The sequence below is a fragment of the uncultured Romboutsia sp. genome (assembly GCF_958366745.1).
Lineage (GTDB): Bacteria > Bacillota > Clostridia > Peptostreptococcales > Peptostreptococcaceae > Romboutsia > Romboutsia timonensis.
In genome coordinates, this window is sequence record NZ_CATXCO010000063.1 from 1 (window position 1) to 10,936 (window position 10,936).

Below are 10,936 nucleotides of genomic sequence, written 5' to 3' on the forward strand. Positions count from 1 at the left end.
TCATAAAGAGTATTGACAAAAATAAAAGAGCGTAGACTTTGTCTACGCTCTGAAAAAAGTTATTTCTATGTATATAGAAATAACTTTTTTAATTATAGGCTAAATATTAATTTTGCAATAATTGTTATTACAGGTAGTGATATTAATGTACGTACTATAAATAACACAAATAAGTCTTTTAATTTAAGTGGAATATCTGATTTTAATATAACTGCTCCAGTTTCAGTTAAGTATATTAATTGAGTTATAGATAATGTACCTATTATAAATTGTGTTACTTGACTTATGTCATTTCCAGACACCATTATTGATGGCAAGAACATATCTGTAAATCCTACTAATACAGCAGGTGCAGCAGCTGTTGCATCCGGTATTCCTAATAATTTAAGTATAAATACTACTGGTATAGATATAATTTTGAAAAATGGAGTAAATTCTGCCACTATTAAAGCTAAGGTACCCCAAGCCATAACAAGTGGTAAAAGTGCTAAGTACATATCTATTACAGTTTTAAATCCGTTTATCATAATTTCTTTAAATGATGGAGCAGTAGAAGCTCTATTTATTGCTTTATTTAAACCAAAGCTAAATAGGTTAGTTCCTGATGGAACTAGCTCTTCTTTTAAATGATTAACATTGTTATATGTAGAATCATTAAATTTATTTAACGGATATATACGAGGCATAATTAAAGCACAAGCTAATGATGCAAGACATACTGTTAAATAAAATGGAACAAACATTGGCATAAATCCTAATTGATCTGCTATAACTGTTGAGAACGGTAGAGAAACTAAAGAGAAACAAACAGAAATTATGCATGCTTCTTTAGCAGTATAAAAACCTTGTTTATATTGAGTATCAGTAATCATTATTCCTAAAGTTCCATCTCCAAGCCAAGATGAAATTGCATCTATAGCAGCACGGCCAGGAACTTTAAACAACTTATACATAGACTTAGATATTAAAGTTCCAAGTAAGTCCATAAGTCCGAAATCAACAACTAGCGGTAATAAAAATCCAGATACTAAAAATATTGCAAGTAAGCTAGGCAATAAGCCAAGAACAACTTCACCAGTAAGTTCTGAGTGTATAATTTCTGGACCAACTTTAAATACTGTCATAAATATAAATAGGGCACCTAATATTCTAAATGTCAGCCATAGCGGAGATACATTTAAAAGATTATTTATAAATTCATTTTTTATATTTATAAATTTACTAACAACCGATAAAATAGCAGATGCAAGTATAACAACTAAAGCTATATTAATAAGATAGTCAGCAGCAATTATTTTTATTAGTTCAGCTAAAAATCCGATTCCTATATTAATAGGAGATAAGCCGTCAAGTTTAAATAATTTACCATATGGAAGTGGTATTACAAATAGTAATAGTCCAAATAATGATGGTATTAAAAATTTAAATAAGTTTTTACTTTGATTTTCATTTTTTGATATAATAGTTTTTTCCATAAATATTCCTCCTTTATACTAAATATTAGTAAATATACTAAACATTGGTAAAAATTATAACAAAAAAGTCTCTTGGTTAAAAACCAAGAGACGAAATATCCGCGTTACCACTCTAATTAATAAAACATGCAAATATGCTTTATTCACTCAAATCTGTTAAGGCTAGATAGCCTGTTACCATACTTAGTTTCAAGTAACATTCTCAAAAGCTCTCTTCCATTAAACTTCATTACCAAGCTTCCACCATCCTTGGCTCTCTATAAAATCCACTTAATTTACTCTCTTTATCACTGAATTTAATATATTAACTTTTCTAATATATTAAATTAAATTTAGAAAAAAGTCAACTATATATTTAAAGTATTCTAAAATTTAGATTAAATGCAGTAATTAAAATATTAAGGGGAATTTAATAGAACGTATTTCGTAACATAAATTAAATTTCAAAATAAAATAATAGTGTAAAGTCAACATCTATGGGGTGAGTATATGGCTATAAATGAGATATTTAGAGAAATGTTTAGTGAACAGAAAAGACAAAGAGAACTTAAATTTCAACAAGAGATAATTAGAAAAACTTTAGAAGATCAAGGTTATAATATTGATGATTTTGATACAGGACTAGAATTAGTAGATAATGAAGATTATGAAAATGCGATTATATATTTAACAAGATGTGCTAATAATGATAATTCTCAAGCTCAATATGAACTAGGAAGGTTATTTAAAGAAGGATTAGGAACAGAGAAAAATATAGTTAAAGCTAAAGAATACCTTATGAAAGCTTATAAAAATGGATTTAAGAGAGCGGGACTTTTATTAAGGGAACTTAGATATGAAGAAAATAAGAATTTAAGTAAAGATGTAGATATGGATTTTGAAAATAAAATAAGTGACTTAGGGTTTGTTATAGATATTCCTAAGAATTGGGTTAAATTAGATCCTAAAAATAAAAATTGTTTTGATGCAGTAGCTATAGATAGCTTTGATGGAGATGTTATTTTTAATATAAAGATGCAAGTTTTTTTAATAGAAATACCTGAAAATATGTCTTATTGTGTAGACTTAGAAAGAGTAGCAAATAATATGGGATGCATAGAATCTGTGAATTTTAATAATGGAAATTGTAATGGAAAGCTTATATGTGGCGAGGGAATAGATGGAACTTGTGAGTATATATTTGTATCTAAAGGTAGAAGAGGAGTATATGATTTGAGGGTAATGGTAGATAAGTATCTAGAACCTATATATGAAGATATAATTGATCATATTATATATAGTTTTGATATAATTGATAAGATATAAATTTATATTAAATAAGAGCTATCCAAATGGATAACTCTTATTTTTTAGAATTCTCAATTTCTTCAGCTAAGTTATTTAAATACTCCCATCTCTCATATTTATGCTCAAGTTCAGCTTCAGCATTAGCTTTCTCATTAAGTATTTCTTGAAGTTTCACAAAGTCGGTTGCAAACTTAATAGAATCACTTTCAAGACTTTCTATTTTATGTTCAAGTTTTTCTATATCACTATCGATAGTTTCAAATTCTCGTTGTTCATTATAAGTAAATTTAAGTCTTTTACTTGGTTTAGGTTTTTCTTTTTTAAAAGGCGTCTTTTCATAAGATTCTTTAACATCTTCTTTAAATTCGATACCTTGAATTTCTCTATATATACTGTAATCACTATAATTTCCAGTAAATATATGAATTTTACCAACACCTTCATAAGCAAAGATTTTGTTACATATTCTATCTAAGAAATATCTATCATGAGATACTGTTATTACTATTCCATTAAACTCATCTAGATAATCTTCTAGTATATTAAGTGTAGCTATATCTAGGTCATTTGTAGGTTCGTCAAGTAAAAGTACATTAGGTGCTAGCATTAAAGTTCTAAGTAGGTGAAGTCTACGTCTCTCACCACCGGATAAATTGCCTATAAAGCTATATTGCATAGTAGAATTAAATAAGAATTTTTCACACATTTGAGAAGCTGATATTTTAGTACCATCAGCTGTTTCTATATAATCACTAGCTTCTTTCACATAATCTATAGCTCTCATATCAGGATGCATATGTGAATCATCTTGGCTAAAACAGCCTATTTTAACAGTCTCACCGATTTCTATATGACCACTATCTGGTAAAATTTCGCCGTTTAATATTTTAATAAGGGTAGACTTACCCATACCATTTTTACCTATAATACCAATTCTATCAGTACGAGCTATAGTATAATCTAAATCATCAATAAGTACTTTATTATCAAATTTTTTAGAAACATGATGTATTTCAATTATTTTTTTACCAAGCCTTGTAGATCCAACAGATATATCCATTTTTTCATCTGGAGTATAAGTATCTTTATTTACTAATTCATCAAATCTTTGAAGTCTAGCTTTTTGTTTTGTAGTACGAGCTTTAGCACCACGTTTTACCCAAGCTAGTTCTTTTCTTATTAAGTTTTGTCTTTTTTCCTCCATGCTAGCTTCAAGTGCTAATCTCTCCATTTTCTTTTCTAAGAATGTAGAGTAGTTGCCATCATAGCTAAATAGTCTACCTTTATCAAGTTCTATTATTCTATTAGAAACTCTATCTAAGAAGTATCTATCGTGAGTTATCATAATTAGAGAGCCACGTCTTGAATTTAGATATTCTTCTAAATAATCAATGGTATCATTATCTAAATGGTTTGTAGGTTCATCTAATATTAATAACTCACATGGAGTAATAAGTGCAGATGCTAAAGAAACTCTTTTTCTTTGTCCACCAGAAAGTTCTTTTACTTTTTGGTTAAAGTTAGTTATGCCAAGTTTAGTTAAGACAGCCTTAGCCTCACTTTCTAAATCCCAAAGGTTAAGAGCATCTATTTTTTCTTGCAATGATATAAGTTTGCTGTTTAAATTATCGTTATAATTATTAGATAAAGCAGTTAGTGTTTCTTCATATTCAAGTAGAAGTTTCATTTCACTAGAAGTACCTTTAAATACCTGTTGTAAAACTGTAAAATCTTCGTTATAGTCTGGATTTTGAGGTAGATATTCAACTCTAACCCTATTAGCTTTTATGATAGTACCATCATCAGGAACTTCAACTCCAGCTATAATTTTTAAAAGAGTAGATTTACCTGTACCATTAACTCCGATAATACCTATTTTCTCACCTTCATTAATACCAAGTGAGATATCTTTAAGTAAGATTTTTTCTGAATAGCTCTTACTTATATTTTCTAATGTCATTAAATTCATAATATCACCTATATTTTAAATTTTTAATTTAATTTTTTTTCAAAATGTTGATAGTCTGGATTTTTCCAGTGGCCTCCCCAAGTCCATCCTCTTTTTATAAATGCATTATATAAATCGTCACCTTCTATTATCATTCCTTGTTTAATATTACTTCTATCTTTAAAGTTATAACCACTCTTAGGACTAATATCATCTCCAATAACATGAGGGTTTTGAACAGGATTTATGTCGATAGCAAGGCCTTTTCCATGATTAGATACAATATTTGTGTTTTTTATAGTTCTATAACAAAAAGAAGAACTATTATTATCATTCATGGAAAGTTCATCAATTGCATTGTATTCATCTATTAACTTTATTTTATCAATAGGATATTTTTTTTCATATATTTCTTTAAATATATCAACAACATCGGCTGCAACTCTTTTATTGACAATCATTTCGCCTACATAAGTATTTCCATCAAATCCATAATAACTTAAAGTTAAATAACTAAGTTCATCAAAACTTAGAGGTATATTCTCAGGCATAGAAAATCCTAGCATTTTTTCCTTTACCTCTTCTGGAATAGGAGTATAAGAAAATATAGGATCTGTATTAATTTTCATATACTCATCGCTATAATTTGAATTTTGATTATATTCATTAAGTTTATCTTTACTTATAAAGAAAATTCCAATTGTTACTAAAATCAAACATATATAAACAAAATTTTTTATAATAAAATCCCTCCTATAAATTATAAACTATAATATAAATATTGAAATATATATTATCTAGTACTAGAATTTAAACTATTATAGTACTTGTATAAAACTATATATATTATAACTCATAAAAATAAACTAGACTAATAATATTTATAAATATTTAAAAAGAGAGGATTTATATTTAAGGCATCTATAAACAAATAAAAAATATGATTTTATTACATTAAATTTATACAAAAAGCTTAAAATTATAACTATGAGGTGATAAGTATGAAAGAGGAAATAATTTCAATAGAAACTGTTGTGTCGAAAATGTTAATAGAAAAGAATCTAACAATATCTATAGCTGAGTCTTGTACAGGAGGGCTTGTAAGTGCGACACTTATAAATTATCCAGGCATATCTTCGGTATTTATGGAGGGATGTGTTACATATTCTAATGAATCAAAAATAAATAGGTTAGGTGTAAACCCTAATACACTAAAAGTATATGGAGCTGTTAGTGAAGAAACTGCTAGAGAGATGGCAGAGGGTATTGCGAAAAATTTTGATACTAATGTAGCGATATCAACTACTGGTATAGCTGGACCAGATGGTGGAACGATTGATAAACCTGTAGGACTTGTTTATATAGGAATTTATATAAATGGGAAAACTACAGTAAATAAATATATATTAAAGGGAAATAGAGAAGATATTAGACTTAGAGCTACTAAAAATGCAATTAATGATTTAAGGTTAAGATTATTAGAGTTATAAATAGCAAATAAATATGATGAATCTTGTATTCTATAGCTTAGATAGAACTTTATACTGTAATGATATATAAAAAGAATATATAGATGTTATAAAAATAAATGGTGTTGAATAAATTCAACACCTAAATAAAGTTTGATATACTATAAGATTTAACTGTATTTTTTAATATAGAGTCTAGTATATAATTTACAACACTGTTGCAAGCATATACAGAAAATAATAAGTCATTTTTATAATCTAAAATCTGTTGATATTCAGTGTATAAAGAATTGAAAAACTCTCCAAATGAATCGTATTTTATATCATCACCTATAAATTTATTTAAGTTAGTTTCCTTAGCTATAGTATTTAATTCAGTTTCATAAGATAGATGCTTTTTCATACTATGTTTAAATTCCCATCTATAGCTATGAGGTACACATAAAAAATCACATAAAAAGTGGCATATAACACCTAGTTCTTGGCTTAATACTCCAACTGAAAAGTATTTAGACAAGCTATTTAAGTTAAGGTTACATAAATAGTTTACTTTAGATTCGATCATATCATAAGATTCTTTTAAATAGTGTTTCTTAAAAAAATACTTAGAAGATAAATCTGGCTTTATATTTCCATAAATGAAATGATTTTCATTAAGAAAAAAATGTTTATTTTCATCTATATTATTAACTATTGACTTTGCTATTAAAGTATGGGTATTTACAAACATTTCTACACCTCGATTTAACTAGAAATTATAATTAATTTAATGGTATCAACAATCTTATATATTTACAATATGTAAAATTTAGTAAGATTAAACATTGAATTATGTTAATATTTTATTATGTGAATTTCAAATTAGACACAAAAATATTGACAAAAATAAAATGAGGTGATAGTTTTATTTATATGAAAATGATTATCAATGGTTAAAATATAATAAATAAATTATAATTAATGTAAATTTTAATAATGTTAAAATTAATTAAAGTATAGATAACTAATATTTTAGTCAACAATATTATTAATAAATTAATTATAATAAACAATGTATATTACAAAATAAATAGTAAGGGTATCTGGACAAAATGCGAGTAATATAATTTATAATGGGTATCTATTAAGGAGGATTATGTATGAAAATTAAATTTAAAAAAATATTAATTATTTTAACTTTAGTGATTTTATCTATCACAGGGTGTAGTTCAAATACTAATGATAATAATAAATCGGGAAATAGCAAAGATAAAGAAGATAGTATAAAAGTGGTTACATCATTTTATCCTATGTACTTGTTAGCTTCTAATGTTGTTAAAGATATAGATAATGTAGAGTTAATAAATATGACAAACTCGGCTACAGGATGTTTACATGATTACTCATTAACTACAGATAATATAAAGTTATTGGAAGATTGTGATGTATTTATAATAAATGGTGCTGGTATGGAATCATTTTTAGATAAGGTATTAGAACAAAAACCAGATTTAAAGATAATTGATGCAAGTGAAGGAATAGAGTTAATCAAGTCGGATTATGAGGAAGAATCAGATAATCACGACCATGACCATGACCACGATGAAGAGTATAATCCTCATGTTTGGTTAAGTGTAGAAAATGCTATAAAGCAAGTTGAGAACATAGAAAATAAGCTTATAGAGTATAACTCAATAAATAAAGATAAATACAGTCAAAATGCTAGAGAATATATAGAACAGTTATCAAATCTAGATAATAAAATACATAGTGAATTAGATAATATAAAAAATAAAAATATAGTTACATTCCATGAAGCTTTTCCTTATTTTGCTAAAGAATATGGACTTAATATAGTTGGGGTGGTACAAAGAGAGGCAGGGTCAGAGCCTAGCGCAAAAGAGTTACAAGAAAATATAGAAAAAATTAAAAAATTAGATGTTAAAGCTATATGTGTAGAGCCACAATACTCAACAAAAGCAGCAGAAACTATATCAAAAGAAACTAATGTTAAAGTATATACATTAGATCCGATAGTTACTGAAGAGTCTAAGAATTCTTCATATATAGATATTATGAATAAAAATTTAGAAACTTTAAAAGAGGCGTTTAAATAATGGAATTTAAAAATAATAAATCAGATTTTAATAAATGTAGTAGTGGTTTATGTTGTACTAAAATAGAAAACTTGTGTGTTACTAAGGGAAATCAAGAAATTTTAAAAAACGTAAATCTTCATATACACTGTGGTGAATTAACTGCATTAATAGGAGCCAATGGAGCAGGAAAAAGTACATTACTAAAAGCAATACTTGGAGAAAATGAGTATTCTGGAAGTTTGACATTTGTAGATGGAAATGACAAGATGTCAAGAAGACCAATTATAGGATATGTACCTCAAAAACTTGACTTTGATTATAGTTCTCCAGTAAGCGTACTTGATGTTTTTGCATGTACGCAAAGTAACAGGCCAGTTTACTTTTCTCATGACAAAAAAGTAAAAGATATTGCATTAAGAAGTCTAAGAAAAGTTCAGGGAGAAAATCTTATAAATAAAAGATTAGGAGTATTATCAGGAGGAGAACTACAAAGAGTTCTTTTAGCCCTTGCGCTTGAACCTATACCAGATATACTATTACTAGATGAGCCAGTATCAGGTATAGATCAAAATGGACTTAAACTGTTTTATAGTATAGTATCTAATTTAAGAGAAAACTATGATTTATCTATAATATTGGTTTCTCATGATTTAAATGTAGTATATGATTATGCAGATAGAATTGCATTTTTAAATAATAAAACTATTGAATGTGTAGGAAAGCCAGAAGAAGTATTTTCAAATAAAAGTGTTATATATACTTTTGGATTAGAGTTGAATAAAAAGATAGATAAAATAGGAAGAGGGGGAATGAGATAATGTCACTTTGGTATAGTATAATTGATTTCTTATTTCCTTTTGAATGGGCACAGTATGATTTTATGAAAAATGCATTATTAGGGGTTTTACTTGTAACTCCTATGTTTGGAATTCTTGGAACTATGGTAGTTAATAATAAAATGTCATTTTTCTCAGATGCATTAGGTCATTCTGCTTTAACTGGAATAGCAGTTGGAGTAATGTTTGGAATTAATAATACACTAGTATCAATGTTAGCATTTTCGATATTACTAACTATAGCTATTATAAATGTAAAAAATGCTAAAACTGCATCAGTAGATACAATAATAGGTGTATTTTCATCTTCAGCAGTAGCACTTGGTATAGTTATATTATCCTATAATGGTGGATTTAATAAATATTCAGCATATCTAATAGGTGACTTATTAAGTATAAGTAATAATGATATTTTTATGCTTATAATATCATTTATAGCTGTTTTATTAATTTGGTTTACTTGTTTTAATAAATTTTTATTGGTTAGTATAAATCATACATTTGCAAGAAGTAGAGGAGTAAATGTTAAATTTTACGAATATATATTTACAATATTAGTAGCAATTATAGTAACTATTTCTATCCAATGGGTTGGAATATTAGTTATAAGCTCGATGATGATTTTACCAGCTGCATCTGCAAGAAATATATCAAATAATATAAGACAATATCATATTTATTCTATATCAATAGCAGTTATATCAGGGATTTTAGGATTATTTTTATCGTATCAGTTTGGATGTGCAACAGGGGCTACTATTGTTCTTATATCATCTGTATTTTTTGCTTTAACTTATTTTATAAGCTTAAGAAAAGTAACAGCATAGTAATAGTTTTAAGTAAGTGATGTATCCATAACATGAGTAAGGATACATAGTTGGCAAAATGAAAAAATGACATTTTGAGCAACGGATGTGACCGAAGCGGTAGCGAGTGTAATATCGTTGGCGACATGAGCGTAGCGAATTTTTTATTATTAATTTCCTAAACTATGATATTTATAAAAAAATTAAAATTATTGTTTAAGGTAATAAAGAGCGGGTATATATATACTATCTTAAATTTGATAAAAATGTTTTAAAATAAATTATAGATATAATATAGGAGGAGTAATAATATGAAAAAATTTGTTTGTACAGTATGTGGATATATACATGAAGGAGAAACTGCACCAGAAGTATGTCCAGTATGTAAAGTTGGAGCTGAAAAGTTTGAAGAAATGAAAGGGGAAATGGTTTGGGCAGATGAGCACAGAATAGGTGCAGCTCAAGGTGTAGATGAAGAAATATTAGAAGGATTAAGAGCTAACTTTGTTGGTGAATGTACAGAAGTAGGAATGTACTTAGCTATGAGTCGTCAAGCTGATAGAGAAGGATACCCAGAAGTTGCAGAAGCTTACAAGAGAATAGCATTTGAAGAAGCAGAGCATGCTGCTAAATTTGCTGAATTATTAGGTGAAGTTGTAGTTGCTGATACTAAAGCTAACTTAAAGGCTAGAGTTGAAGCTGAATACGGAGCAACTGAAGGAAAATTAAAAATAGCTAAGAAAGCTAAAGAATTAGGATTAGACGCTATACACGATACAGTTCATGAAATGTGTAAAGATGAAGCTAGACATGGTAAAGCATTCTTAGGATTATTAGAAAGACACTTTGGAAAGCAAGCTTAATTTTAAATTAAATATATATTTTTAATTAATATAAAAGCTGAACTCAAATAAATAATGTTTGAGTTCAGCTTTATTTATATATAAAATATAATAATAAAAGAGTACTTACTAATTAAAGGATAAAGTGTACCCTTTGTCAAGGACAATTTAAAAAAAGGTATTTCTAAGAAACAA

The 10,936-nt window shown here is 27.1% G+C and carries 10 protein-coding genes and 1 other annotated feature; of the genes, 6 read left to right on the forward strand and 4 right to left on the reverse strand.

What is annotated here, in order from left to right:
* Positions 1–92: 92 nt before the first annotated feature.
* The gene (locus tag Q5F54_RS06140; RefSeq protein ID WP_281537645.1) at positions 93–1,475 is read right to left on the reverse strand and encodes a YjiH family protein; all 1,383 of its coding nucleotides are present in this window, start codon (positions 1,473–1,475) and stop codon (positions 93–95) included.
* Between the two features lie 83 nt (positions 1,476–1,558).
* Positions 1,559–1,775 (reverse strand) — a binding site (T-box leader).
* Between the two features lie 189 nt (positions 1,776–1,964).
* Between Q5F54_RS06140 and Q5F54_RS06145 the strand changes: the two genes are divergently transcribed.
* Positions 1,965–2,780 carry a tetratricopeptide repeat protein gene (locus Q5F54_RS06145; RefSeq protein WP_281537644.1) on the forward strand — a complete coding sequence of 272 codons (816 nt, stop codon included), beginning with the start codon at positions 1,965–1,967 and terminating at the stop codon, positions 2,778–2,780.
* Positions 2,781–2,817: 37 nt separating this feature from the next.
* Here the strand turns inward: Q5F54_RS06145 and Q5F54_RS06150 are convergent, their stop codons facing one another.
* Both Q5F54_RS06150 and Q5F54_RS06155 read right to left on the reverse strand, forming a co-directional pair.
* Positions 2,818–4,731 (reverse strand): ABC-F family ATP-binding cassette domain-containing protein, encoded by a 1,914-nt coding sequence (locus tag Q5F54_RS06150; RefSeq protein ID WP_302334105.1) that lies wholly within the window; start codon positions 4,729–4,731, stop codon positions 2,818–2,820.
* Between the two features lie 23 nt (positions 4,732–4,754).
* Positions 4,755–5,339 (reverse strand): M15 family metallopeptidase, encoded by a 585-nt coding sequence (locus Q5F54_RS06155; protein WP_302334106.1) that lies wholly within the window; start codon positions 5,337–5,339, stop codon positions 4,755–4,757.
* Positions 5,340–5,711: 372 nt separating this feature from the next.
* Between Q5F54_RS06155 and Q5F54_RS06160 the strand changes: the two genes are divergently transcribed.
* The gene (locus tag Q5F54_RS06160; RefSeq protein ID WP_071119835.1) at positions 5,712–6,200 is read left to right on the forward strand and encodes a nicotinamide-nucleotide amidohydrolase family protein; all 489 of its coding nucleotides are present in this window, start codon (positions 5,712–5,714) and stop codon (positions 6,198–6,200) included.
* A 121-nt stretch (positions 6,201–6,321) separates the two neighbouring features.
* On the opposite strand, the gene Q5F54_RS06165 is transcribed toward Q5F54_RS06160, so the two are convergent.
* On the reverse strand, positions 6,322–6,909 hold the full coding sequence (locus Q5F54_RS06165; protein WP_302334107.1) for a zinc dependent phospholipase C family protein: 588 nt from the start codon (positions 6,907–6,909) through the stop codon (positions 6,322–6,324).
* Positions 6,910–7,318: 409 nt separating this feature from the next.
* Between Q5F54_RS06165 and Q5F54_RS06170 the strand changes: the two genes are divergently transcribed.
* From Q5F54_RS06170 to Q5F54_RS06185, 4 genes are all read left to right on the forward strand, one after another.
* Entirely contained in the window at positions 7,319–8,275 is a 957-nt protein-coding gene (locus Q5F54_RS06170; RefSeq protein ID WP_302334108.1) for a metal ABC transporter substrate-binding protein, read from the forward strand.
* Positions 8,275–9,075 carry a metal ABC transporter ATP-binding protein gene (locus Q5F54_RS06175; RefSeq protein WP_288248457.1) on the forward strand — a complete coding sequence of 267 codons (801 nt, stop codon included), beginning with the start codon at positions 8,275–8,277 and terminating at the stop codon, positions 9,073–9,075. Before Q5F54_RS06170 ends, Q5F54_RS06175 begins: the two co-directional genes overlap by 1 nt.
* The gene (locus Q5F54_RS06180) at positions 9,075–9,920 is read left to right on the forward strand and encodes a metal ABC transporter permease (RefSeq protein ID WP_302334109.1); all 846 of its coding nucleotides are present in this window, start codon (positions 9,075–9,077) and stop codon (positions 9,918–9,920) included. Before Q5F54_RS06175 ends, Q5F54_RS06180 begins: the two co-directional genes overlap by 1 nt.
* Positions 9,921–10,210: 290 nt before the next feature.
* Positions 10,211–10,762, forward strand: coding sequence for an NADH peroxidase (locus Q5F54_RS06185; protein WP_277232918.1), 552 nt, complete (start codon positions 10,211–10,213; stop codon positions 10,760–10,762).
* The last annotated feature ends 174 nt before the right edge of the window (positions 10,763–10,936 follow it).